The sequence below is a fragment of the Bradyrhizobium monzae genome, from assembly GCF_021458635.1.
Lineage (GTDB): Bacteria > Pseudomonadota > Alphaproteobacteria > Rhizobiales > Xanthobacteraceae > Bradyrhizobium.
In genome coordinates this window covers 504,505-528,201 of the sequence record NZ_JAIRDQ010000003.1, presented here as the reverse complement: position 1 = coordinate 528,201, position 23,697 = coordinate 504,505, and the positions used below count along the sequence as shown (strand labels likewise).

The window sequence follows — 23,697 nt, the reverse complement described above, 5'->3', positions numbered from 1 at the left end:
ACGCAAAGGCTGAAGCGGCGAAGCGATCCAGAATCTGCCCAGCCCCCTGGATTGCTTCGCTGCCTCGCGACGACGCCCTGAACAGAGCGGCTGTCGTTTTTGGCAATTGGATCGTTTTTTCCGGAGAGTGCGATGAAGCGCTTCAACCTTTCGGCCTGGGCCGTCAGCCATCCGACGCTGGTCCTGTTCTTGATGCTCGTGCTCGGCGTCGCCGGCTTCTTCTCATATCAGAAGCTCGGCCGCGCCGAGGATCCGTTCTTCACGGTGAAGGTGGTCAATGTCTCCGTGATGTGGCCAGGCGCGACCGCGCAGGAAATGCAGGCCCAGGTCGCGGATCCCATCGAAAAGAAGATCCAGGAACTGCCTTACTTCGAGAAGGTGCAGACCTACTCCAAGCCCGGCTTCACCGCGCTTCAGGTCACCTTCCGCGACTCCACGCCGCCGAAGGATGTGCCTTATCTCTTCTATCTCCTGCGCAAGAAGCTGGTCGACGTGCAGGGCCAGCTGCCCGCTGGGATTCTGGGGCCGGTAGTCAACGACGAGTTCTCCGACGTCGACTCCATCCTCTACATGATGACCGGCGATGGCGCCGATTACGCCCAGCTCAAGAAGGTCTCGGAAGGTTTCCGTCAGCGCCTGCTCAAGGTGCCCGGCGTGACCAAGGTCGACGTCTACGGCAACCAGGACGAGCGCATCTTCGTCGAGTTCAGCCACGCCAAGCTCGCCACCCTCGGCATCACGCCGCAGGCGCTGTTCGATTCGCTTGCCAAGCAGAACAACGTGACGCCGGCCGGTACGGTCGAGACCTCGTCGCAGCGCGTACCGCTGCGGGTCACCGGCGCGCTCGACGGCGCCAAGGCCGTGGCCGAGACCCCGGTCGAGAGCAACGGCCGCGTGTTCCGCCTGGGCGACATCGCCACCGTCACCCACGGCTATGTCGATCCGCCGAGCTTCGTCGTCCGCCAGGAAGGCAAGCCCGCGATCGGCATCGGCGTCGTCACCGCCAAGGGCGCCAACATCCTCGATCTCGGCAAGGAGGTCGAGAAGGCGACCGCAGAGTTCATGAAGGCCGTGCCGCAGGGCGTCGACGTCGCGCTGATCGCCGATCAGCCCAAGGTGGTCGAGCACGCCGTCGGCGAATTCGTGCATTCCTTCATGGAAGCACTCGTCATCGTGCTGTTCGTCTCGTTCCTCGCGCTCGGCTGGCGCACCGGCATCGTGGTCGCGCTCTCCGTGCCGCTGGTGCTCGGCATCGTCTTCATCGTCATGAACACGATGTCGCTCGACCTGCATCGTATTACGCTCGGTGCGCTGATCATCGCGCTCGGCCTGCTCGTCGACGACGCCATCATCGCGGTCGAGATGATGGTGGTGAAGATGGAGCAGGGCTGGGACCGGTTTCGCGCGGCGTCGTTTGCCTGGGAATCTACCGCGTTTCCGATGCTCACGGGAACGTTGGTCACGGCCGCTGGCTTCCTCCCCATCGGCTTTGCCAATTCCGCGGTCGGCGAGTATGCCGGTAGCATCTTCTGGATCGTGGCGATCGCACTGGTCGCGTCCTGGTTCGTGGCGGTGATCTTCACGCCCTATATCGGCGTCATGCTGCTGCCCAACATCAAGGTGCATCACAATCACGATCCGCACGCGGTCTACGAGACCCGCATGTACCGCGGCCTGCGCGCCATCGTGCAATGGTGCGTCAATCATCGCATCACCGTGGTGGCCGCGACCGTCGGCGTCTTCATCGCTGCCATCGTCGGCTTCGGCCATGTCCAGCAGCAGTTCTTCCCGCTGTCGGAGCGGCCTGAGCTGTTCCTGCAGCTGCGCCTGCCCGAGGGCACCGCCTTCAACGTCACCGAGAAGGCGGTCAAGAAGGCCGAGACGCTGCTCAAGGACGACAAGGATATCGATACCTATACGTCTTACGTCGGCCAGGGCTCGCCGCGCTTCTGGCTCGGCCTCAACCCGCAGCTGCCGAACGAGGCCTTTGCCGAGATCGTCATCGTCGCCAAGGGCGTCGAGGCACGCGAGCGCGTCAAGGCCAAGATCGAGGGCGCCGTCGCCGACGGCATGCTGACGGAGGCGCGCGTGCGCGTCGACCGTTTCAATTTCGGTCCGCCGGTCGGCTTCCCCGTGCAGTTCCGCGTGATCGGCCCCGACGCCAACAAGGTGCGCGAGATCGCCTACCAGGTTCGCGACGTCATGCGGCAGAACAAGAGCGTCAAGGACGTCCAGCTCGACTGGAACGAGCAATCTCCGTACCTCAAGCTCGTCGTCGACCAGGATCGCGCTCGTGCCATGGGCCTGACCCCGCAGGACGTCTCGCAAGCGTTGTCCATGCTGATCTCCGGCGCGCAGGTCACGACCGTGCGTGACGGCATCGAGAAGGTCGGCGTGGTTGCCCGCGCGATCCCGTCCGAGCGTCTCGACCTCGGCGGCGTCGGCGATCTGACCATCACCTCGAAGAACGGCGTGGCTGTGCCGCTGCAGCAGATCGCCAAGATCGAGTACGCCCACGAGGAGCCGATCATGTGGCGGCGCAACCGCGACATGGCGATCACCGTGCGCTCCGACGTCGTCGACGGCGTGCAGGCACCCGACGTCACCAGCCAGATCACGCCGAAGCTGCAGCAGATCAAGGACTACCTCGAGCCGGCCTACCGCATCGAGCCGGGTGGTGCGTTCGAGGAATCCGCCAAGGGTAACGCCTCGATCTTCATCCTCTTCCCGGTGATGGTCATGGTGATGCTGACGCTGCTGATGATCCAGCTGCAGAGCTTCTCGCGCCTGATCCTGGTGTTCCTCACTGCGCCGCTCGGTATCGTCGGCGCCTCGTTGGGGCTCAACATCGCCAACGCCCCGTTCGGTTTTGTGGCGCTGCTCGGCCTGATCGCACTCGCCGGCATGATCATGCGCAACGCAGTCATCCTGGTCGACCAGATCGAGACCGACGTTTCGCATGGCTTGACTCGCCGGGAGGCGATCGTCGAGGCGACCGTCCGCCGCGCCCGTCCGGTGGTGTTGACGGCGCTTGCCGCCATCCTGGCGATGATCCCGTTGTCGCGGTCGGCTTTCTGGGGCCCGATGGCGATCACCATCATGGGTGGCCTGTTCGTCGCGACCTTCCTGACCCTGCTGTACCTGCCGGGCCTCTACGCCCTGTGGTTCCGCAAGAGCCTCGACGAGGCCGGCACCCCCGAGCAGCCTGCCGCGCCGCAGCATGGGAGCGATGACCAGCACGCAATTCCGCTTGCTGAAGCGGCTGAATAAATGAGAAGACTACCGACGGACGAGTCCTGACACATGACACTGGTTGCGGAACATATCGAAGGCGACACCCGGGATCGTATTCTCGAGGTGGCCGAGCGGCTGTTCCGCGTGATCGGCTATCAGAAGACTACGGTCGGGGACATCGCCAAAGAGCTCCGGATGAGCCCCGCCAACGTCTATCGCTTCTTCGAGTCGAAGAAGGCAATCCATCAGGCGGTGGCGCGCAGCTTGATGGGCGAGGTCGAGCTCGAGGCGCAGCGGATCGTGGCGCGGCCCGGTCCGGTGCTCGAGCGCTTCCGCGAGCTGCTCACCACCATCCATCGCATGAACACCGAGCGCTATGTCGGCGACTCCAAGCTGCATGAGATGGTCGAGATCGCGATGCAGGAGGATTGGGACGTCTGCGTCGCCCATATGGAATGCATCGCCGGGGTCATCGGCCAGATGATCGCGCAAGGCGCCGCCTCCGGTGAGTTCGAGGCGCCGGACCTGCAGCTGGCGTCGCTCTGTGCCTGCACCGCCATGATGCGCTTCTTCCACCCCCAGATGATCGCCCAGTGCGCCACTAAGCCGGGCCCGAGCATCGACCAGATGATCGATTTCGTCATCGCCGGTCTGTCGCCGCGCCACTGACGGACGGGCGGGTTTCCCCCTATAAATAAGTTCGCAGTGCCCTAGAGGGGCGAATGGCGGACCGGGACGGACCAACAAACTCCGTCATTGCGAGTGCAGCGAAGCAATCCAGACTGTCTCCGCGGAGGGATTCTGGATTGCTTCGCTGCGCTCGCAATGACGAAAAGGAAGCAGCGCGTGACCGACAAAGACCTGTACTTCTACGAGCCCGCCAAGGGCCACGGCCTCAAGCACGATCCCTTCAACGCCATCATCGCGCCGCGGCCGATCGGCTGGATCTCCTCGCGTGACACCAAAGGCCACGTCAATCTGGCGCCGTACAGCTTCTTCAACGCCTTCGCTTACGTGCCGCCGATCATCGGCTTCTCCTCCACCAACTGGAAGGACTCGGTCGAGAACATTCAGCAGACCGGCGAATTCGTCTGGAATCTCGCCACGATGGATCTCGCCAAGCACATGAACGCGACCGCCGCGCATGTCGCGCCCGAGGTCGACGAGTTCGAGATCGCGGGCCTCACCGCGGTGCCCGGCAAGCTCGTCAACGTGCCACGCGTTGGGGAGAGCCCCGTCGCCTTCGAGTGCAAGGTGTCCGACATCGTTCGCCTCAAGGGCTCCGACGGCAAGGAGGCCGATGCCTGGCTGACGCTGGGCGAGGTCGTCGCTGTCCACATCGACAAGGCCATGATCAAGGACGGCGTCTACCAAACCGCCGCCGCCCGCCCGATCGTGCGCGCGGGGCGCCGCGGCGACTATTTCGAGATCAAGCCGGAAAACATGTTCGAGATGGTTCGGCCCGATTAGGCCTGTCTCTCCCTCCGTCATTCCGGGCTAGCACCTGATGGCGCGCCCCGGAATCGTGGTGTGGAAGCATCCCATTCCCTCTCCGGAACTGGCACCGCACCCCGGCCGTTATGGTCCGGGGCCGCCCGGCCGCGTCAATTCGCACCTTTTTGCGCGCGAAGTGTTCACGCACCTCGGCCACTTTCCGCTAAAATACCCATACCCGCGCCGTTGCATGAGGTCCGCCATGAGCTTCCGCCGCGACACCATCACAAAGCCGATCTTCTCCTGGGCGCGCGGCGTGCTGCCGGCGATGTCCGACACCGAGCGCGAGGCGCTGGAGGCCGGTGACGTCTGGTGGGACGCCGATCTCTTTACCGGCAACCCTGATTGGTCAAAGCTTCTGAATATCCCGCAGGCGAAACTGACCGATGAGGAGCAGGCTTTCCTCAACGGTCCGGTCGACGAGTTCTGCGCCATGCTCGACGAGTGGAAGATCTTTTGGGAATGGCGCGATCTTCCCCAGGAGGCCTGGGCGTTCATCAAGCGCGAAAAATTCTTCGGCATGATCATCCCGAAGGAGTTTGGCGGCCTCGGCTTCTCGCCCTATGCCCACTCGGAAGTGGTGCGGAAAATCTCGACCCGCTCGATCGCGGCCGCCGTCACCGTGATGGTGCCGAACTCGCTTGGGCCCGGCGAGCTTCTGATGCGTTTCGGCACGAAAGACCAGCAGGAGCGCTGGCTGCCGCGGCTCGCCGACGGCCGTGACATTCCCTGCTTCGGTCTCACCAGCCCCGAGGCCGGATCCGATGCCGCTTCGATGGTCGACACCGGCATCATCTGCAAGGGTGTGTTTGAGGGCCGCGAGGTCACAGGCCTCAGGCTGAACTGGCACAAGCGCTACATCACGCTTGGTCCGGTCGCGACGCTGCTGGGTCTCGCCTTCAAGGCCTACGACCCCGATCATCTCGTCGGCGATCAGGAAGAACTCGGCATCACCGTCGCACTGATCCCGACCAATCTGCCCGGCGTCGAGATCGGCCACCGCCATCTGCCTTCGATGCAAGTGTTCCAGAATGGTCCGAACTGGGGCCGCGACGTCTTCATCCCACTCGACTACGTCATCGGCGGTGAGGCACGGCTCGGGCAAGGCTGGAAGATGCTGATGACGGCGCTCGCCGCCGGCCGCGGCATTTCGCTGCCGTCGCTTTCGGCGGCAGGCGCCGCCTACGCGGCGCGCACCACCGGCGCCTATGCCCGCATCCGCGAGCAGTTCGGCATCTCCATCTCCAAGTTCGAGGGCGTCGAGGAGCCGCTCGCGCGCATCGTCGCCACCGCCTATCAGCTCGATGCCGCGCGGCGGCTGACCTGCGCGGCGCTGAATGCCGGCGTTCATCCCGCTGTGATCTCCGGCATCATGAAGCTGCACGCGACCGAGCGGATGCGCATCGCGATCGATGACGCCATGGACATTCACGGTGGCAAGGCTGTGATCGACGGTCCGCAGAACTATATCGGCAATCTCCACCGTGCCGTGCCAGTCGGCATCACGGTCGAGGGCGCCAACATCCTCACCCGCAATCTCATCGTGTTCGGGCAGGGCGCGATCCGCGCCCATCCGTATCTGCTCGATGAGATGAATGCGCTGGCGGACACCGATCGCGAGCGTGGGCTCGCCGCGTTCGACAAGGCGTTCTGGAAGCATGTCGGCCATAGTTTCCAGACCCTGCTCCGCGCCTTCGGCCGAAGCTGGACCTTTGGCGCCTTTGCGCTGGCGCCTGATGCCGGCGACGCCACGCCGTTCTATCGCCAGCTTTCGCGCTATTCGGCCGCGTTCGCGCTCTGCGCCGACATGGCGCTGCTCACGCTCGGCGGCGCGCTCAAGCGCAAGGAAATGCTGTCGGCGCGGTTCGGCGATATCCTCTCCGAGCTCTATCTGCTCTCTGCCGCGCTAAAGCGCTGGCAGGACGAGGGTCGGCAGAAGGAGGATTATGCAGCGCTCGAATGGTGCATGGCGGCGGGCTTCCGGACCATCGAGAACCGGTTCGCCGAAATTCTCGCCAATCTGCCGAACCGCTTCGTCGCCGTGATCCTCAAGCTCGTGGTCCAGCCGTTCGGCGCCCGCGTGCTAGGTCCCTCCGACCGCGTCGTGCATCAGTGCGCGGGCCTCGTGCTGGAGCCCACGGCCGCACGCGAGCGGCTCACGCCGGACCTCGCTCATGTCGACGACGACAGCGGCTTCGCCCGACTGGAACGTGCGTTCAAGCTGGTGGCAGGCACCGACGCCATCGCCAAGCGCATGCGCGCCGCGCACATCCGCGACTGGAAGGACGCCGTCAGCAAGGGCGTGATCACGCAGGCCGAAGGCGAGCAGCTTGCAGCCGCTCATGAAGCCGTCACAAAAGTCATCGAGGTCGACGATTTTGCGCCGGAGGCGCTGTCGCCGATTTACAAGAAAACCGGCGACGTGCATCAGTTCTTCCAGGAACTCGGTGAACAGAGGGCGGCGAGCTGATGGCACGACCGGTATTCATCGTCGACGGCAGCCGGACGCCGTTCTTGAAGGCGCGCTCGGGGCCGGGGCCGTTCACACCGGTCGATCTCGCGGTGCAATGCGGCCGGCCGCTGCTGGCGCGCCAGCCGTTCTCGCCGACTGATTTCGACCAGGTCATCCTTGGCTGTGTCAACGTCATTGCCGACGAGATGAACCCGGCTCGCGTCGCGGCGCTCCGGCTCGGCATGGGCGAGGACATGGTCGCCTTCACGGTGCAGATCAATTGCGGCTCCGGCATGCAGTCGATCGACACCGCCTACCGCTACATCCGCGAAGGCTATGTCGACATGATCCTGGCCGGCGGCACCGAGGCGCTGAGCCACGCGCCGCTGGTCTGGCCGAACTCCGGCGTGCGCTGGTTCGCCGGCCTTGCCACCGCCAAGGGGGTGGCCGCGAAGCTCGCGGCCGCATTCAAGCTGCGTCCAAGCTATCTCAAGCCGATCATCGGGCTGGAGCGCGGGCTGACCGATCCCATCACCGAATTGAACATGGGCCAGACCGCCGAGGTGGTCGGCCATCTCTTCGGCATTACGCGTGCCCAGTCGGATGCTTATGCGGCCGAGAGCCATCGCCGCCTCGCGCACGCGCAGGCCGAGGGCTTTCTGAAAGGCGAGGTCGAGACCGCCTTCTCCCGCGACGGAAAATTCTTCGATCACGACGATGGCGTGCGTCCAGATTCCACGGCCGAGACGCTGGCAAAACTCAGGCCGGTGTTCGAACGTCCCTGGGGCCAGGTCACTGCCGGCAATTCCTCGCAGATCACCGATGGCGCCTCCTGGGTGATCCTCGCCTCCGACGCGGCGGTCGCAAAGCACGGACTGACGCCGAAGGCCGCGATCGTCGACAGCAACTGGGCCGCGCTCGATCCTGCTATCATGGGGCTTGGCCCCGTGATGTCGGCGACGCCGCTGCTCCAGCGCAACAACCTGACCCTCCAAGATGTCGAGACCTGGGAGCTGAACGAAGCGTTTGCGACGCAGGTGCTCGGCTGCCTCGCCGCCTGGAACGACGGCAAATTCTGCCGCGAGATTCTCGGCCTCGACGGCGCCGCGGGCGAAATCGACCGTGGCAAGCTCAACGTCGACGGCGGCGCGATTTCGCTCGGCCATCCCGTCGGCACCTCCGGCAACCGCATCGTGCTGCATCTCGTCAACGCGATGAAGCGGCTCGGCACGCGGCGCGGGATTGCCACCGAGTGCATCGGTGGCGGGCTTGGCGGCGCCATGCTGATCGAGGCGGTGTGACCATGGATTCAAAGATCATGACCGCGCTCGGCGACCGTGTGCTCTCGCTCGGGCCGCAGCCCGCGGCAGACGGCCCCTACAAGCATTTCAAGCTGACGCGCGATGCCGACGGCGTCGCCTGGCTGTTGTTCGACCGCGCCGACGCCAGCGCCAACACGCTGTCCGCCGACGTGATGGAGGAGTTCGATGCCGCGCTCGCGGCGATCGAGACCGAACGGCCCGCAGGACTCGTGATCCGCTCGGCAAAACCGTCCGGCTTCATCGCCGGCGCCGACGTCAACGAATTCCGTGGCGCCAGCGATCCGGCGATGGTGGAGACGCGCATCCGCGCCGCGCATGCGGTGGTCGATCATCTGGAGGCGCTCAAGCTGCCGACGGTCGCGGTGATCCACGGCTTCTGTCTGGGCGGTGGGCTCGAGGTCGCGCTCGCCTGCCAGTCGCGTATCGCCATCGACGGCGCGCGCTTTGGTTTCCCGGAGGTGATGCTGGGCCTGCATCCCGGCCTCGGCGGCACCGCGCGCTTTACGGCACTGGTCAATCCGACCCAGTCGATGGCGCTGATGCTGACCGGCCGTACCATCGATGCGCGTCGCGCCAAATCGCTCGGCCTCGTCGACGCCGTCACGCAGGAGCGCCACGTCGGTGGCGCGGTGAAGGACGTGCTGTTCGGCCGCCTGAAGCGGGCCAAGCCCGGCCTGCTCACCCGCGCGGCCAATCTCGGCCCCGTGCGCGGCCTGCTTGCCAGGCGCATGCGCTCGGAGGCGGCGAAGGCCGCACCGCGCGAGCATTATCCGGCGCCTTACGCGCTGATCGATCTCTGGGAGACCCATGGCGGCAGCAAGTCCGCGATGCTGAAGGCGGAGCAGGCCTCCTTCGCCAGGCTGATGGTGACCCCGACCGCGCAGAATCTGATCCGCGTGTTCTTCCTGCGCGAGCAGATGAAGAAGGCTGCGGGCCCCCGCAACACGGTCAAGCACGTCCATGTCATCGGCGCGGGCGCCATGGGCGGCGATATCGCGGCGTGGTGCGCAGGGCAGGGGCTCCACGTCTCGCTGGCCGACATGAAGGCCGAGCCGATCGCAGGCGCGGTGAAGCGCGGGGCCGAGCTCTACGGCAAGATCATCCGCAAGCCGACCGAGGTCCGCGATGCGCTCGATCGCCTGATCCCCGACATGGACGGCGAGGGCGTCCGCAATGCCGATCTCATCATCGAGGCGGTGCCGGAAAAGCTCGAGCTCAAACAGAAGGTCTATGCCGGCCTCGAGCCCAAAATGAAGCCGGGCGCGATTCTCGCCACCAACACGTCGAGCATTCCGCTTCAGGATCTGCGCACCACGCTGGCGCGGCCGGAGCGCCTCGTCGGGCTGCACTTTTTCAACCCGGTGTCGCGGCTGCAGCTGGTCGAGGTCGTCAGCCATGACGGCAACGATGCGCAAGTGCTGAAGCAAGCGCTGGCGTTTATTGGCGCGATCGACCGCCTGCCATTGTCCGTGAAGAGCTCTCCGGGCTTCCTCGTCAACCGCGCGCTGACGCCCTACATGCTCGAAGCCATGGTGATGCTGGACGAGAAGACCGACCAGCGCCTGATCGATGCTGCGGCCGAGCAATTCGGCATGCCGATGGGGCCGATCGAGCTGGCCGACCAGGTCGGGCTCGATATCTGTCTCGCCGTCGGCGACATGCTGCGCACGAAATTCGGTGATCTGTTGCCGCCAACGCCAGCCTGGCTGCGCGACAAGGTTGCCAAGGGCGAGCTCGGCCGCAAGACCGGCAAGGGGTTTTACACCTGGAAGGACGGCAAGGCCGAGAAGGCGCCATTGCCCGAGACTGGTCCGCGCGTCACCGACCAGATGATCGACCGCCTTGTGCTGCCGATGTCCAATGTCTGCGTCGCATGCTTGCGTGAAGGCATCGTCGATGATCCCGATGCGGTCGACGGCGCCATGATCTTCGGCACCGGCTATGCCCCGTTCCGCGGTGGGCCGTTGAACTATGCGCGTGCACGCGGCGTGGAGAATGTCGTATCGACCATGCGCGCGCTGGCCGAGCGATTCGGCGGGCGCTTCGCGCCCGATCCGGGCTGGGACAATTTCAAGTGAGCAGATTTCACGCGAGAGAAGCATGAGCGAACAGGGAGCTACCGAGCCGAGCGGCGATCTCTGCATCCGCACGCTGGCGATGCCCGCCGACACCAACGCCAATGGCGACATTTTCGGCGGTTGGCTGCTCAGCCAGATGGACGTCGGCGGCGGCGTGTTTGCATCAAAAGTCGCGAAGTCGCGCACCGTCACGGTTGCGATCGACGCGATGAATTTTCGCAAGGCGGTCTATGTCGGCGATCTCGTGTCGGTCTACGCCAACCTCGTGCGCGTCGGGCGCACCTCGCTCACCATCCATCTCGAAGCCTGGGCGCTACGGCGGCGGGAGCTGCAGCCGATCCTCGTGACTGATGGCAATTTCACCTATGTTTCGATCGACGATAACGGCCATCCGCAAGTGATCCAGCGAGACGCTCCGCCGATTGCGACGTAACCGCGCGCGGCACTCAGTCCCGCCTCACGAAATTGGCAGCACCGTGAAACGCGGCGCCATTGAGTCAGCGCGTCGCGGCTTTGCCAAGAACGGGTCATAAAACGGATGAGGTCCCGGCGTACTCAATAGCGCGTCGATTCGGGGTGGAAACGGCCGATTTGTCCTTGGGAACCTTTGGGCAAAATCGTCGTTATTTGCCCGCATTGAGGACTCTACGGGCCATGCCGGACAGCTACATCATCGAAGTGAATTCAGAGACCGCGGGCATCGTTGTTCGCGGTCAGGGCGGCTACTGCTTCTTCGCCTCATCCCAGCAATTCAATCGCCTCGAAGGCCAGCTTTTCCGCAACGCGCGCGAAGCCGAGCGCGCTGCGCGCAAGCTGGTTAATGGCGATGTGAAGGAGGCGGCGTAGCAGCCAGCCCGTCATTCCGGGGCGCGCGCAGCGCGAGCCCGGAATCGATCCTGCTGCAGAAATTGCCGATCAATGGATTGCGGGGCGCACCTTTCGGCGCGCCCCGCAATGACGCCGTCGATCACAACTTCGTCGCTGCGCGCGACAAGAGCTTCCACTGGTCGCCCTGCTTCTGCCAGTTCATCAGGATGTGAAGGTTGGTCGGCACTTTTTTCCCATCGGCCGCCATCTCCTGTTCCGCGACCCAGTGGAAGCGCACGATCGCGGCGGGGCCGACGACCTTGATGGTCGGGTCCTGATAGGCGATCGAGAGAAATTTCGATTTGCCGTCGGTCGCGTTGGTGATGAAGGTCGCCTTGTCCTCGACCTTGCCGCTGGAATGGCTGTAGCTGAGATCGTCCCAGCACAGCGCACCGAGCGCCTTCGGGTCGGCAGCGATCTGGGCGAGGCGGAAGGCCTCGACCTGCTTCGCCACGGCTTCCTCGTCTGCGGAAGCGGCAAGCGCCGGTGTTGAGAGCGCAAGCGCGGAGACGGCGAGAGTCGAGAGAGCCAGATCGCGTCGGTTGATCGTCATCGTTTCCTCCTTTTTGATCTTGTATGGAGTGTTGCAGCCGGGTGCGGCTTTGTCGAGTGGCGCGTGATTGTCATCCGTATGCGTTATTGCGCGCGCGCGGCTCTATTGATACGTCTTCGGCATTGATGCGCGGCGCATTCGGGAAAGTACGGACATGATCGAGACTATGGGCAAGGCATTGCTGTTCGATATCGACGGCACGCTGGCCAACACCGACCCGCTGCATCTGAAAGCGTTCAACCAGGTGCTCGGTCCTCACGGTCATGTTTTCGACCACGCGCGCTTCTCCAGGGAGCTGCAAGGCTTCGCCAATGTGTCGATCGGCGAGCGCTTTCTGCCCAATGAAACATTGGAGGGGCGCGCCGCGATTCTCGGCGAGAAGGAGGAGGTGTTCCGCACGCTGGTCGCGGGACAGATCGAGCCGCTGCCCGGCCTGATGGCGTTGCTCGACCGCGCGGATGAGGCCGGCATTCCCATGGTCGCCGTCACCAACGCGCCGCGTCTCAATGCCGAGCTGCTGTTGTCCGGCCTCGGCATCACGCATCGCTTCAAGACGCTGGTGATCGGCGACGAGTTGCCGCACGGCAAGCCGCATCCGCTGCCCTATCAAGAGGGCTTGCGCTTCGTCGGCGCCAGCGCGGCTGCCTCGATCGCCTTCGAGGATTCCCGCTCCGGCGTGCAGTCGGCCGCTGCCGCCGGCATTCCGACCATCGGTATCCGGACCAGCCTCAGCGATGCTGACCTTGTTGGATCGGGCGCCGTTGCGTCCGCGAGCGCCTTCGACGATCCCGACTTGCTCGCGCGGCTCGCTGCTGCGATGGCGTGGTGAGATTTTCATCCATTAACCGTGATCGGCGTGCGCATTGACCGCGCGCGCGAACCGCCGCACCATGCATCGTTCTGATTTGAGGCCATTGCCGTGACCGGATTGACCCATCGCCAAGCTGAAATCCTCAACATCGCCCGCTCTTCCGGCCGCGTCATGGTCGAGGAGCTGGCGCGCCGGTTCGAAGTCTCGGCGCAGACGATCCGCAAGGACCTCAACGATCTCTGCGAGCGCCGTTCGCTCACCCGCGTCCATGGCGGCGCGATCATCGCCTCGGGCGTCGAAAATCTCGCTTACGAGGCGCGCCGCTTCGTCGCCGCCGACGAGAAGAAAGCGATTGGCGCTGCGGCCGCCTCGTTGATCCCGAACGGCTGCTCGCTCTTCATCAACATCGGCACCACGACCGAGGAGGTCGCGAGCGCGCTGACCTCGCACGAGGACTTGCTCGTCATCACCAACAACCTCAATGTTGCCATGCTGCTCTACCGCCATCCCCGCATCGAGGTGGTGGTGGCCGGCGGCACGGTGCGGCGTGCCGACGGCGCCGTGGTCGGCTCGACCGCAACGCAGCTGATCGGCCAGTTCAAGGTCGACTACGCCATCATCGGCGCGTCCGCGATCGACGAGGAAGGCGCGCTGCTCGACTTCGACTATCGCGAGGTGCAGGTGGCGCAGGCCATCATCGCCAATGCCCGCAGCGTCATGCTGGTGGCTGATTCCACAAAACTTCGGCGCAGCGCGCCGGTCCGCATCGCCCATATCAGCCAGATCCAGACCTTCGTCACCGATCAGGAACTGCCCGAGCGCCTCGCCACCATCTGCCACGGCAAGGGCATCGAGGTGATGGCGGCGATGCCGAAGGGAGCCGGGGATCTCGATGAGGCTCAGGCCGAAGCGCAGGACGCTGCGCCGGAAGCCGCACCGGTGGTCAGGCTGCGCTAGCGCCTCAGGCGCCGTCCCACGGGTCGAGCAGCGGCACGCCAAAAGCGGAAAAATCCTTCACGTTGCGCGTGACGAGCGTGAGAGCGTTGGTAAGCGCGGTTGCCGCAAAGAACCCGTCCATCACCGACAACGCAACGCCGCTGCGGCGACTCTGCGCCATCAGATCACCCCAGCGCTCTGCGACCGCATGGTCGATCGGCAGGATGCGGCCTGCAAACCGAGCCGGCAAATCGTGGGCGAGCCAGGCGGTCAGCGCCGCGCGCCGACGGCCATCATCTAGCAATGCGATGCCGCGGCGAAGCTCGGCAATCGAGGCAACGCTTATGAACGTGCGATCCTCATCGACCGTGTCGAGCCACACCAGGACTTTTGGGGAAGGCGCCGGCCGCTGAACTTCCGACAGCACATTGGTGTCGAGGAGCAGGTTCACGGCATTTCGTCGCGCGGTTCGTCCTGCTCACGTTCAAGCTCGAGGTCGGCGCCGCGTAGCGGCGAAGCCAGCAGGAATTCGGCGAGCGTCCCTTTGCGCGCGGTCTTTCGCGCCCATTCTTCGGCGGAAACGATCACCGCATTGGGCCTGCCGTGACGGGTGATGATCTGGGGACCAGTTTGGGCGCGATCGATCACCTCGGACAAGCGAGCCTTGGCATTGGCAAGCGTCCAAGTGTCGGTCGGTGGCGAATCGGGAGCGGTGCTGTGATCGGTCATCTCGAATAGGACAATATGACTATATTGACCATATAGACCTCAAGGTGATCGTTCAAGCGCGTCGCTGCCCCCGGATCATCAGTTCAGACGCCCATTTTGACGGCGAACTGCCCATCAAAAAGTTCCGTTTTCACTTCTCTTCCCCTCTCTTTCATCTTGCTTTCGTTTTTTGGTGTGATCTAATCAAAAGCGAAAGTAGACACTCGACGGAACGAGTGGTCGCCGGGGGATGCGTCTGTTGGAGCGTATTTTCGACCTCGCCATCATTGGAGGCGGTGTTAACGGTTGCGGCATCGCGCGCGATGCCGTGGGCCGCGGAAACACTGTTTTCCTGTGCGAAATGAACGATCTGGCCAGCGGGACGTCGTCCTGGTCGACCAAACTGGTGCATGGCGGCCTGCGCTATCTCGAATATTACGAGTTCCGGCTGGTCCGCGAAGCGCTGATCGAGCGCGAGATTCTCTGGGGCATCGCGCCCCACATCATCCGTCCCCTGCGTTTCGTTTTGCCGCACCACGCGGGCCTGCGCCCGGCCTGGCTGCTGCGTCTCGGCCTCTTCCTCTACGATCACATCGGCGGCCGTCATCTGTTGCCGTCAACCCGCTCGGTTGATTTGCGGCGTGACGAGGTCGGCCGTCCGCTGATCCCGAATCGCTATAGCCGTGCGTTCGAATATTCCGACTGCTTCGTCGATGACGCCCGTCTGGTCGTGCTCAATGCGCGTGACGCCGCCGACAAGGGCGCCGAGATTCGCACCCGGACCCGTGCGACGGACATCAAGCAGTCCGATGGTGTCTGGACCGTCAGCATGGTCGACACGCTGACCGGCGCACGTTCGTCCATCCAGGCCCGCGCGCTGGTCAATGCCGGCGGCCCCTGGGTCGAGGACGTGCTCGGCCGCGGTGCCGGCGTGAATGCGAAAGCCAAAGTGCGCCTGGTGCAGGGCTCGCATATCGTCGTGAAAAAACTCTACGACCACGATCGCGCCTACATGTTCCAGAATGCTGACGGCCGCATCATCTTCGTCATCCCCTATCAGGATGACTTTACGCTGATCGGCACCACCGATCGCGACTATGACGGCGATCCCTCTAAGGTGAAGGCCACGGCGGAAGAGCTCCAATATCTCTGCGCCGCCGCGAGCGAATATCTCGCCAAGCCGGTGACACCAGAGGACGTGGTCTGGACCTATTCCGGCGTGCGGCCGCTCTATGACGACGGCGCCAGCGAAGCCAAGGCCGCGACCCGCGACTACGTGTTCGAGCTCGACACCCCCGGCGGCTCGCCGCTGCTGTCGATCTATGGCGGCAAGATCACGACCTATCGCCGCCTCGCCGAAGAGGCGCTGGAACGGCTCGCGCCCTATCTTCGCAGCGCGAAAGCGCGCGAGGGCTGGACCGGCAAATGGCCGCTGCCCGGCGGCGACATGGATGTATCGGCCGTCGACGGCCTGATCGCCGAGTTGCAGCGCGGCTACCCCTTCCTCAGCCATGAGCATGCGCGACGTCTCGCGCGCGCCTATGGCACCCGCGCCATCAAATTGCTCGGCGACGCCAAATCGGCCGCCGATCTCGGCCAGGCCTTTGGCGCAACTCTGACCGAACGTGAGGTTCGCTACCTGATGACCAACGAATGGGCGGTGACCGCCGAGGATATCGTCTGGCGCCGCTCCAAGCTCGGCCTGCGGCTATCTGCCGACGAAATTGCCGCTCTGGACGACTGGATCAGGACCCACGTTGTATCGCAAAGTCCTCTGCTGGAAGCAGGAGGACGCTCATGAGCGTGACACTCGATCATGTGACCCGGACCGTCGACGGAGTCCCGCACATTCGCGACGTCTCCCTGACGCTCGAGAGCGGCACGTTGAACGTGCTGCTCGGGCCGACGCTGTCGGGCAAGACTTCGATCATGCGGCTGCTCGCCGGCCTCGACAAGCCGACCACGGGCAAGGTGCTGGTCAACGGCACGGACGTCACTGGCGTTGACGTGCGCCAGCGTTCCGTCGCGATGGTCTATCAGCAGTTCATCAATTACCCCTCGCTCACGGTCTATGAGAACATCGCCTCGCCCCTGCGTGTGCAGGGCAAGCCGCGCGAGGAGATCGAGACGCGCGTGGCGGAAGCTGCCCGGCTGCTCCGGCTCGAGCCGTTCCTGAAGCGAACACCGCTCCAGCTCTCCGGCGGCCAGCAACAGCGTACCGCAATGGCGCGCGCGCTGGTGAAGGGCGCCGACCTCGTGCTGCTCGACGAGCCTCTCGCCAATCTCGATTACAAGCTGCGCGAGGAGCTGCGTGCCGAATTGCCGCGCATCTTCGAGGCCTCCGGCGCGATCTTCGTCTATGCCACGACAGAGCCGACCGAGGCGCTGCTGCTGGGCGGCAACACGGTCTGCATGTGGCAAGGCCAGGCGCTCCAGATCGGGGAGACGCCCGGCGTCTACCGCCGTCCGCAGACACTGCGTGTCGCGCAGGTGTTTTCCGATCCGCCGCTTAATCTCGTCGGCATCGAGAAGAAGAACGGCTCGGTGCAATATGCGGGAGGCATCGCCGCGCCGGCTTCCGGTCTTTATTCCTCGCTCAGCGATGGCGCCTATCGCGTCGGTTTTCGCGCGCATCAGCTTGCACTCGCCAATGGCCAGACTGATCGTCACGCCTTCCATGCCACGGTGACGGTGACCGAGATCACCGGTTCGGAGAGTTTTGTGCATTTGACCCGCGACGGATCGAACTGGGTTGCGGTGCTGCACGGCGTGCACGAGTTCGAGCCCGGCCAGACCATCGACGCGGTGCTCGACCCCAATGATGTCTTCGTCTTCGACGCGGCTGATCGCCTCGTCGCGGCCCCGGGTTCTTGAGGGGGATGCGACATGGCCCGCATTGACCTCATCGATCTCGCCCATTCCTACGGTGGCAATGATGCGCCGGAGGAAACCTTTGCGCTGAAGCCGGTGACCATGACCTGGCGGCAGGGCGGCGCTTATGCGCTGCTTGGTCCGTCCGGCTGCGGCAAGACCACGCTGCTCAACGTCATCTCCGGCATCATCACGCCGTCGCGGGGGAAAATCCAGTTCGACGGCCAGGACATCACACCCCTGTCAACCCAGAAGCGCAACATCGCCCAGGTGTTCCAGTTTCCGGTGATCTACGACACCATGACGGTGGGACAGAACCTGGCGTTTCCGTTGAAGAACCGCGGCGTGCCGAAGGCCGAGATCGACAAGCGCGTCGCTGAGATCGGGCGCCTGCTCGACCTCGAGCCCTATCTGAACCGCAAGGCGACCCGGCTGACGGCTGACGCCAAGCAAAAAATCTCGCTCGGCCGCGGCCTCGTCCGCTCCGATGTTGCCGCCGTGCTGTTCGACGAGCCGCTGACGGTGATCGATCCCGAGCTGAAATGGCAGCTCCGCTCCAAGCTGAAGGCGCTGCATCGCGAGCTCGACCTCACGATGATCTACGTCACCCACGACCAGACCGAGGCGCTGACCTTCGCTGACACTGTCGTCGTCATGCATGACGGCCGCGTGGTGCAGAGCGGAACGCCGGCCGAGCTGTTCGACAAGCCCGCCCATACCTTCGTCGGCTATTTCATCGGCTCGCCCGGCATGAACATCCTGCCGGCCGAGGTGAAGGGACGCGAGGCGCGGATCGACGGCCACATCATCGCGCTCAACCGCGCTTACGACAATCTGCCGGCAAACGCCAAGATCGAGATCGGTGTGCGCCCGGAATTCGTCGAGGTCGTCGCGCCCACACCCGGCCTGCTCACTGCCAGGATCGAGCGCATCGACGATCTCGGCCGCATCCGCTTTGCGCGCGCGCGTCTCGGCGACGCCAAGCTCGCGGCGCGGGCACCTGCGGGCTTCACCAGTTCGGACGGCACGGCCGGGCTGAAATTCGATCCAGCGCACGTCCACGTCTATGCCGACAGCCTTCTGGTGGAAGGAGCCGCCTGATGGACAAGACCGTCAACCAAAAAGCCTGGTTCCTGGTGCTGCCGGTGTTCCTGGTCGTCGCATTCTCGGCGGTGCTGCCGCTGATGACGGTGGTGAACTATTCGATGCAGGACACCTTCGGCAACAACCAGTTCTTCTGGAACGGCGTCGGCTGGTTCAAGGAATTGCTCGATCCATCGACCGATCTCGGCGGCCGCTTCCTGGCTTCGCTCGGCCGCAATCTGTTCTTCTCGCTGGTGATCCTCGCCATCGAAGTGCCGCTCGGCATCGTGGTGGCGCTGTCCATGCCGCGGCAGGGCTGGACCGTTGCGGCCTGCCTCGTCACCCTCGCGCTACCGCTGCTGATTCCGTGGAACGTGGTCGGCACGATCTGGCAGATCTTTGGCCGGCCCGACATCGGCCTGCTCGGCTATACGCTCAATGCGATGGGCATCGACTACAATTACGTGTCCAACGCCGTCGACGCCTGGGTCACCGTCATCGTGATGGACGTCTGGCATTGGACCAGCCTCGTCGCGTTGCTCTGCTATGCGGGCCTGAAGTCGATCCCGGAGGCCTATTATCAGGCCGCCCAGATCGACGGTGCCTCGCGCTGGGCCGTGTTCAAGGCGATCCAGTTGCCGAAAATGAATCGCGTGCTGCTGATCGCCGTGCTGCTGCGCTTCATGGACAGCTTCATGATCTACACCGAGCCCTTCGTCGTCACCGGCGGCGGGCCCGGCAACTCGACCACCTTCGTGTCGATCGAGCTCGTCAAGATCGCGCTCGGCCAGTTCGACCTCGGCAAGGCCGCGGCGCTCTCGCTGGTCTACAATCTGATCATACTGATCGTCTGCTGGATCTTCTACACCGTCATGACCAATGCCGGCAGCGAACGGAAACCCCAGGAAGGAGCCGCGTGATGCACTCGATCCCCGGCCGCCGTTTCATCATGGGGTTGTTCCTGATCTTCCTGCTGTTGCCGATCTACTGGCTCGTCAACATGAGCTTCAAGACCAACGCCGAGATCGTCTCGACGATGACCTTGTGGCCGCATGCGCCGACGCTGCAGCACTACAGGCGCATCTTCACCGACGAGAGCTGGTATTCCGGCTACATCAACTCGCTCGAATACGTCATCCTCAACACCATCATCTCGATCTCGGTGGCGTTGCCCGCGGCCTACGCGTTCTCGCGCTACCGCTTCCTCGGCGACAAGCATCTGTTCTTCTGGTTGCTGTCGAACCGTATGGCGCCGGCGGCGGTCTATGCGCTGCCGTTCTTCAATCTCTATTCGGCGATCGGGCTGTTTGATACCCCTTGGGCCGTTGCGCTCGCGCACTGCATCTTCAACGTGCCCCTGGCGGTGTGGATCCTCGAGGGCTTCGTTTCCGGCGTGCCGCGCGAGATCGACGAGACCGCCTTCCTCGACGGCTATTCCTTTCCGCGCTTCTTCGTCAGAATCCTGGTGCCGCTGATTGCGAGCGGTATCGGCGTCGCCGCCTTCTTCTGCTTCATGTTCTCCTGGGTCGAGCTGCTGCTCGCGCGGACGCTGACCTCGGTGCAGACCAAGCCGATCGCGGCGATCATGACGCGCACCGTGTCGGCGGCCGGTATGGATTGGGGCCTGCTGGCGGCCGCCGGCGTGCTCACCATCATCCCGGGCGCGCTGGTGATCTGGTTTGTCCGCAACTACATCGCGCGCGGTTTCGCGCTCGGCCGGGTCTAGGAGGTTCTCATGGAATCCATTGCATGGATGGCCTGGACGCTGCCGACGGCGATCTTCTTCGCCGCGCTCGCTTGCACGCTTCTCGTGATGACGTGGCTCGCGTCCGTCTATCCCGAGGCCGAGCGCGTCGGCGTGCTCAGTATTCCGACCACGCGCGGCGATCGCCTGTTCATCTCGCTGATTTTGGCGGCCGTCATCCATCTCGCGTGGATCGGCCTGGTCGGCACCGACCCGATCGCCTCGCTGCCGATCGGCGAGGAGGGGATCGAGATTTCGAGCCTCTGGCTCGCAAGTGGAATTTCGCTGGTGACGGCCGTGCTCATTTTTCGCACGGTCTGAAGCTCGCGAAGGGACGGCCAGATCCGGGGGCAACCCGGGCCTGTATAAAAGTTTGTCGCTGCAACGGAGGAACAACATGCGACAGTTTAGGAGAAGGAAAGGTCCATTGACCAAGATTAGCTTTCTGACCGTGTCGAGCGCCGCGGCCATTCTCGCCACCGCGTTCGCTACCTCGGCGCCGGTTCGCGCCGCCGACGATGCCGCCATCCAGAAGTGGATTGCGGAATTCCAGCCTTCGACCATTTCTAAGGACGACCAGAAGAAGGAGCTGGAGTGGTTCGCGAAGGCCGCCGAGCCTTTCAAGGGCATGGAGATCAACGTCGTCTCCGAGACCATCGCGACCCACGAATACGAGTCGCAGACGCTCGCCAAGGCGTTCTCCGAGCTGACCGGCATCAAGCTCAAGCACGACATCATCCAGGAAGGTGACGTCGTCGAAAAGCTTCAGACCCAGATGCAGTCCGGCAAGAACGTCTATGACGGCTGGATCAACGATTCCGACCTGATCGGCACCCACTTCCGCTACGGTCAGACCATCGCGCTGTCCGACTACATGACCGGCGAGGGCAAGGACGTCACCGATCCCATGCTCGACGTCAACGACTTCATCGGCAAGTCGTTCGGCACCGCGCCGGACGGCAAGCTCTATCAGCTGCCCGACCAGCAGTTCGCGAACCTTTATTGGTTCCGCTACGACTGGTTCACCAACCCTGACTACAAGGCCAAGTTCAAGGCCAAGTATGGCTACGATCTCGGCGTGCCCGTGAACTGGTCGGCGTATGAGGACATCGCCGAGTTCTTCACGAACGACATCAAGGAGATCAACGGCGTCAAGGTCTACGGCCATATGGACTATGGCAAGAAGGACCCGTCGCTCGGCTGGCGTTTCACCGACGCCTGGCTCTCGATGGCGGGTAACGGCGACAAGGGCATTCCGAACGGTCTGCCGGTCGACGAGTGGGGCATCCGCATGGAAGGTTGTCGTCCGGTCGGCTCGTCGATCGAGCGCGGCGGCGACACCAACGGTCCGGCTGCCGTCTACTCGATCACCAAGTACCTGGAGTGGATGAAGAAGTACGCTCCGCCGCAGGCACAGGGCATGACGTTCTCCGAGTCGGGTCCGGTCCCGGCACAGGGCAACATCGCCCAGCAGATGTTCTGGTACACCGCCTTCACCGCCGACATGGTGAAGCCGGGCATCGCCGTGATGAACGCGGACGGTACGCCGAAGTGGCGTATGGCTCCGTCGCCGCACGGTTCGTACTGGAAGGAAGGCATGAAGCTCGGCTACCAGGACGCGGGTTCGCTCACGCTTCTGAAGTCGACCCCGGCGGATCGCCGCAAGGCAGCCTGGCTGTATCTCCAGTTCATCGTCTCCAAGACGGTGTCGCTGAAGAAGAGCCATGTCGGTCTCACCTTCATCCGTGAATCCGACATCTGGGACAAGTCGTTCACCGAGCGTGCGCCGAAGCTCGGCGGCCTGATCGAGTTCTACCGCTCGCCCGCGCGCGTGCAGTGGACCCCGACCGGCAACAACGTGCCCGACTATCCGAAGCTCGCGCAGCTCTGGTGGCAGAACATCGGCGATGCGTCGTCCGGTGCGAAGACGCCGCAAGCCGCGATGGATGCTCTTGCCGCTGCGCAAGACTCCGTCATGGAGCGCATCGAGAAGTCGGGCGTGCAGGGCGCCTGCGGTCCGAAGCTGCACAAGAAGGAGTCGGCCGAGTTCTGGTTCGCCAAGGCCCAGAAGGACGGCACCATCGCGCCGCAGCGCAAGCTCGCCAACGAGAAGCCGAAGGGCGAAACGATCGACTACGACACGCTGATCAAGTCGTGGCCGGCCACCCCGCCCAAGCGCGCCTCGCTGCAGTAAGCGACGTCACAAAACGACGAAAGGCCGGGAGCAATCCCGGCCTTTTTGTTTTTGAGGCGTTCGACGCGATTTCTCCACATCCTCAAGCAATCCAGAGTCGATCCGCGGAGGCAGTCTGGATTGCTTCGTCGCTTCGCTCCTCGCAATGACGGAGGACGGAGCGGAATTTACTCCGCCGGCTCGGCCGCCAGCGTCGGGTAATCCGTGTAGCCCTTGGCACCGCCGCCGTAGAACGTGTTCTTGTCCCAATCGTTCAGAGCCGCGCCCGTCTTCAGCCGCTCGACCAGGTCGGGGTTGGAGATGAACGGCTTGCCGAAGGCAATCAAATCGGCAGCGTTCGCGTCCAGCACCTTGGTCGCGAGATCGAAATCGTAGCCGTTGTTGGCGATGTAGGCGCCCGAGAAGCGCTTGCGCAGCGATGCGTAGTCGAACGGCGCGATGTCGCGCGGCCCGCCGGTCGCGCCCTCGATGACGTGGATGTAGACGAGCTTCAGCGCGTTCAGCCCATCGACGATGTGATCGAACAGCGGCTGGGGATTGGAGTCCGAGATGTCATTCGCGGGCGTCACCGGCGAGATGCGGATGCCGGTGCGCTCGGCGCCGGCTTCGGCAACGACGGCCTTGGAGACTTCCAGCATCAGCCTGGCGCGGTTCTCGATGGAGCCGCCATAGGCGTCGGTACGCTTGTTGGTGCCGTCCCTGGCGAACTGGTCGAGCAGGTAGCCGTTGGCGCCGTGGATCTCGACGCCGTCGAAGCCGGCCTCCAGCGCGTTCTTCGTGGCGCGCTTGAAGTCGTCGATGATGCCTGGAATTTCGGAGAGTTCGAGCGCGCGCGGCTCGGAGACGTCGGCGAAGGTGCCGTTGACGAAAGTCTTGCCCTTGGCACGGATCGCGCTCGGTGCCACCGGGGCTGCGCCGCCCGCCTGGAGGTCGACATGCGAGATACGGCCGACATGCCAGAGCTGGATGAAGATCTTGCCGCCACGCTCATGCACCTTGTCGTTGATCTTGCGCCAGGCGGCGACCTGGTCCTTCGAATAGATGCCGGGCGTGTCCTGATAGCCCTGGCCCTGCTGCGAGACCTGGCTCGCTTCGGTGATCAGCAGGCCCGCGGAGGCGCGCTGGCCATAATAGTCGGCGGCGAGCGGAGAGGGGACGAAGGTGCCGGGCGCCGCGCGGTTGCGCGTCAACGGCGCCATCACGAGGCGGTTCGCCAGCGTGATCGGGCCGAGCTTATAAGTCTCAAGCAATTTGGTCAGACGGCTCATTGGGGGGCTTCCAGTAGTTAAGAGGTCTGGAACACTTGTGCATTGCGACAATCAGCGCAAGGGATGAGCCATACGGAAAGTG

The 23,697-nt window shown here is 64.0% G+C and carries 21 protein-coding genes; 17 read left to right on the top strand and 4 right to left on the bottom strand.

What is annotated here, in order from left to right:
- Positions 1-132 precede the first annotated feature (132 nt).
- The 8 genes from K3F49_RS16015 (at position 133) to K3F49_RS15980 (ending at position 11,426) form a co-directional block, all read left to right on the top strand.
- A complete protein-coding gene (locus K3F49_RS16015) occupies positions 133-3,270 on the top strand; it encodes an efflux RND transporter permease subunit (RefSeq protein WP_234681901.1) in 3,138 nt (1,045 codons plus the stop codon).
- Positions 3,271-3,303: 33 nt separating this feature from the next.
- A complete protein-coding gene (locus tag K3F49_RS16010) occupies positions 3,304-3,903 on the top strand; it encodes a TetR/AcrR family transcriptional regulator (protein ID WP_234681900.1) in 600 nt (199 codons plus the stop codon).
- Between the two features lie 177 nt (positions 3,904-4,080).
- A complete protein-coding gene (locus tag K3F49_RS16005) occupies positions 4,081-4,704 on the top strand; it encodes a flavin reductase family protein (RefSeq protein ID WP_234681899.1) in 624 nt (207 codons plus the stop codon).
- 226 nt (positions 4,705-4,930) lie between these two features.
- Positions 4,931-7,198 carry an acyl-CoA dehydrogenase gene (locus K3F49_RS16000; RefSeq protein ID WP_234681898.1) on the top strand — a complete coding sequence of 756 codons (2,268 nt, stop codon included), beginning with the start codon at positions 4,931-4,933 and terminating at the stop codon, positions 7,196-7,198.
- Entirely contained in the window at positions 7,198-8,481 is a 1,284-nt protein-coding gene (locus tag K3F49_RS15995; protein WP_234681897.1) for an acetyl-CoA C-acetyltransferase, read from the top strand. Before K3F49_RS16000 ends, K3F49_RS15995 begins: the two co-directional genes overlap by 1 nt.
- A 2-nt stretch (positions 8,482-8,483) precedes the next feature.
- A complete protein-coding gene (locus tag K3F49_RS15990) occupies positions 8,484-10,580 on the top strand; it encodes a 3-hydroxyacyl-CoA dehydrogenase NAD-binding domain-containing protein (protein WP_234681896.1) in 2,097 nt (698 codons plus the stop codon).
- Between the two features lie 22 nt (positions 10,581-10,602).
- Positions 10,603-11,013, top strand: a complete 411-nt coding sequence (locus K3F49_RS15985; RefSeq protein WP_234681895.1) for an acyl-CoA thioesterase — start codon at positions 10,603-10,605, stop codon at positions 11,011-11,013.
- Positions 11,014-11,234: 221 nt separating this feature from the next.
- Complete coding sequence (locus tag K3F49_RS15980; RefSeq protein ID WP_234681894.1) at positions 11,235-11,426, top strand: hypothetical protein; 192 nt, start codon at positions 11,235-11,237, stop codon at positions 11,424-11,426.
- A gap of 121 nt (positions 11,427-11,547) precedes the next feature.
- Here K3F49_RS15980 and K3F49_RS15975 read toward each other — a convergent pair whose 3' ends face one another.
- Positions 11,548-12,000 carry a nuclear transport factor 2 family protein gene (locus tag K3F49_RS15975; protein WP_234681893.1) on the bottom strand — a complete coding sequence of 151 codons (453 nt, stop codon included), beginning with the start codon at positions 11,998-12,000 and terminating at the stop codon, positions 11,548-11,550.
- Positions 12,001-12,154: 154 nt separating this feature from the next.
- Here K3F49_RS15975 and K3F49_RS15970 point away from each other — a divergent pair, with 154 nt between their 5' ends.
- Both K3F49_RS15970 and K3F49_RS15965 read left to right on the top strand, forming a co-directional pair.
- The gene (locus tag K3F49_RS15970) at positions 12,155-12,829 is read left to right on the top strand and encodes an HAD family hydrolase (RefSeq protein ID WP_234681892.1); all 675 of its coding nucleotides are present in this window, start codon (positions 12,155-12,157) and stop codon (positions 12,827-12,829) included.
- Between the two features lie 90 nt (positions 12,830-12,919).
- Positions 12,920-13,768: a DeoR/GlpR family DNA-binding transcription regulator gene (locus K3F49_RS15965; protein ID WP_234681891.1), complete on the top strand. Its 849-nt coding sequence runs from the start codon at positions 12,920-12,922 to the stop codon at positions 13,766-13,768.
- A 4-nt stretch (positions 13,769-13,772) separates the two neighbouring features.
- On the opposite strand, the gene K3F49_RS15960 is transcribed toward K3F49_RS15965, so the two are convergent.
- Entirely contained in the window at positions 13,773-14,198 is a 426-nt protein-coding gene (locus tag K3F49_RS15960; RefSeq protein ID WP_234681890.1) for a type II toxin-antitoxin system VapC family toxin, read from the bottom strand.
- Entirely contained in the window at positions 14,195-14,476 is a 282-nt protein-coding gene (locus K3F49_RS15955; RefSeq protein ID WP_234681889.1) for a type II toxin-antitoxin system Phd/YefM family antitoxin, read from the bottom strand. Before K3F49_RS15955 ends, K3F49_RS15960 begins: the two co-directional genes overlap by 4 nt.
- Before the next feature lie 229 nt (positions 14,477-14,705).
- Here K3F49_RS15955 and glpD point away from each other — a divergent pair, with 229 nt between their 5' ends.
- The 7 genes from glpD (at position 14,706) to K3F49_RS15920 (ending at position 22,347) form a co-directional block, all read left to right on the top strand.
- Complete coding sequence (gene glpD / locus K3F49_RS15950; protein ID WP_234681888.1) at positions 14,706-16,256, top strand: glycerol-3-phosphate dehydrogenase; 1,551 nt, start codon at positions 14,706-14,708, stop codon at positions 16,254-16,256.
- A complete protein-coding gene (locus tag K3F49_RS15945; protein ID WP_234681887.1) occupies positions 16,253-17,329 on the top strand; it encodes an ABC transporter ATP-binding protein in 1,077 nt (358 codons plus the stop codon). The genes glpD and K3F49_RS15945 overlap by 4 nt, the downstream gene beginning before the upstream one ends.
- A gap of 12 nt (positions 17,330-17,341) precedes the next feature.
- Positions 17,342-18,427 carry an ABC transporter ATP-binding protein gene (locus tag K3F49_RS15940; RefSeq protein ID WP_234681886.1) on the top strand — a complete coding sequence of 362 codons (1,086 nt, stop codon included), beginning with the start codon at positions 17,342-17,344 and terminating at the stop codon, positions 18,425-18,427.
- Positions 18,427-19,329 (top strand): carbohydrate ABC transporter permease, encoded by a 903-nt coding sequence (locus tag K3F49_RS15935; protein ID WP_234681885.1) that lies wholly within the window; start codon positions 18,427-18,429, stop codon positions 19,327-19,329. Before K3F49_RS15940 ends, K3F49_RS15935 begins: the two co-directional genes overlap by 1 nt.
- Positions 19,329-20,135, top strand: a complete 807-nt coding sequence (locus tag K3F49_RS15930; RefSeq protein WP_234681884.1) for a carbohydrate ABC transporter permease — start codon at positions 19,329-19,331, stop codon at positions 20,133-20,135. Before K3F49_RS15935 ends, K3F49_RS15930 begins: the two co-directional genes overlap by 1 nt.
- A 9-nt stretch (positions 20,136-20,144) precedes the next feature.
- Entirely contained in the window at positions 20,145-20,474 is a 330-nt protein-coding gene (locus K3F49_RS15925) for a DUF2160 domain-containing protein (protein WP_234681883.1), read from the top strand.
- A gap of 76 nt (positions 20,475-20,550) precedes the next feature.
- A complete protein-coding gene (locus K3F49_RS15920) occupies positions 20,551-22,347 on the top strand; it encodes an ABC transporter substrate-binding protein (protein ID WP_234681882.1) in 1,797 nt (598 codons plus the stop codon).
- Positions 22,348-22,514: 167 nt separating this feature from the next.
- Here K3F49_RS15920 and K3F49_RS15915 read toward each other — a convergent pair whose 3' ends face one another.
- On the bottom strand, positions 22,515-23,615 hold the full coding sequence (locus tag K3F49_RS15915; protein ID WP_234681881.1) for an alkene reductase: 1,101 nt from the start codon (positions 23,613-23,615) through the stop codon (positions 22,515-22,517).
- Between the last annotated feature and the right edge of the window lie 82 nt (positions 23,616-23,697).

Bases quoted from the DNA above. Each gene is read 5' to 3' on its own strand.
- K3F49_RS16015 (WP_234681901.1), top strand. From the start codon at position 133: ATGAAGCGCTTCAACCTTTCGGCCTGGGCCGTCAGCCATCCGACGCTG.
- K3F49_RS16010 (WP_234681900.1), top strand. From the start codon at position 3,304: ATGACACTGGTTGCGGAACATATCGAAGGCGACACCCGGGATCGTATT.
- K3F49_RS16000 (WP_234681898.1), top strand. From the start codon at position 4,931: ATGAGCTTCCGCCGCGACACCATCACAAAGCCGATCTTCTCCTGGGCG.
- K3F49_RS15995 (WP_234681897.1), top strand. From the start codon at position 7,198: ATGGCACGACCGGTATTCATCGTCGACGGCAGCCGGACGCCGTTCTTG.
- K3F49_RS15990 (WP_234681896.1), top strand. From the start codon at position 8,484: ATGGATTCAAAGATCATGACCGCGCTCGGCGACCGTGTGCTCTCGCTC.
- K3F49_RS15985 (WP_234681895.1), top strand. From the start codon at position 10,603: ATGAGCGAACAGGGAGCTACCGAGCCGAGCGGCGATCTCTGCATCCGC.
- K3F49_RS15980 (WP_234681894.1), top strand. From the start codon at position 11,235: ATGCCGGACAGCTACATCATCGAAGTGAATTCAGAGACCGCGGGCATC.
- K3F49_RS15975 (WP_234681893.1), bottom strand. From the start codon at position 12,000: ATGACGATCAACCGACGCGATCTGGCTCTCTCGACTCTCGCCGTCTCC.
- K3F49_RS15970 (WP_234681892.1), top strand. From the start codon at position 12,155: ATGATCGAGACTATGGGCAAGGCATTGCTGTTCGATATCGACGGCACG.
- K3F49_RS15955 (WP_234681889.1), bottom strand. From the start codon at position 14,476: ATGACCGATCACAGCACCGCTCCCGATTCGCCACCGACCGACACTTGG.
- glpD (WP_234681888.1), top strand. From the start codon at position 14,706: ATGCGTCTGTTGGAGCGTATTTTCGACCTCGCCATCATTGGAGGCGGT.
- K3F49_RS15945 (WP_234681887.1), top strand. From the start codon at position 16,253: ATGAGCGTGACACTCGATCATGTGACCCGGACCGTCGACGGAGTCCCG.
- K3F49_RS15940 (WP_234681886.1), top strand. From the start codon at position 17,342: ATGGCCCGCATTGACCTCATCGATCTCGCCCATTCCTACGGTGGCAAT.
- K3F49_RS15935 (WP_234681885.1), top strand. From the start codon at position 18,427: ATGGACAAGACCGTCAACCAAAAAGCCTGGTTCCTGGTGCTGCCGGTG.
- K3F49_RS15930 (WP_234681884.1), top strand. From the start codon at position 19,329: ATGCACTCGATCCCCGGCCGCCGTTTCATCATGGGGTTGTTCCTGATC.
- K3F49_RS15925 (WP_234681883.1), top strand. From the start codon at position 20,145: ATGGAATCCATTGCATGGATGGCCTGGACGCTGCCGACGGCGATCTTC.
- K3F49_RS15920 (WP_234681882.1), top strand. From the start codon at position 20,551: ATGCGACAGTTTAGGAGAAGGAAAGGTCCATTGACCAAGATTAGCTTT.
- K3F49_RS15915 (WP_234681881.1), bottom strand. From the start codon at position 23,615: ATGAGCCGTCTGACCAAATTGCTTGAGACTTATAAGCTCGGCCCGATC.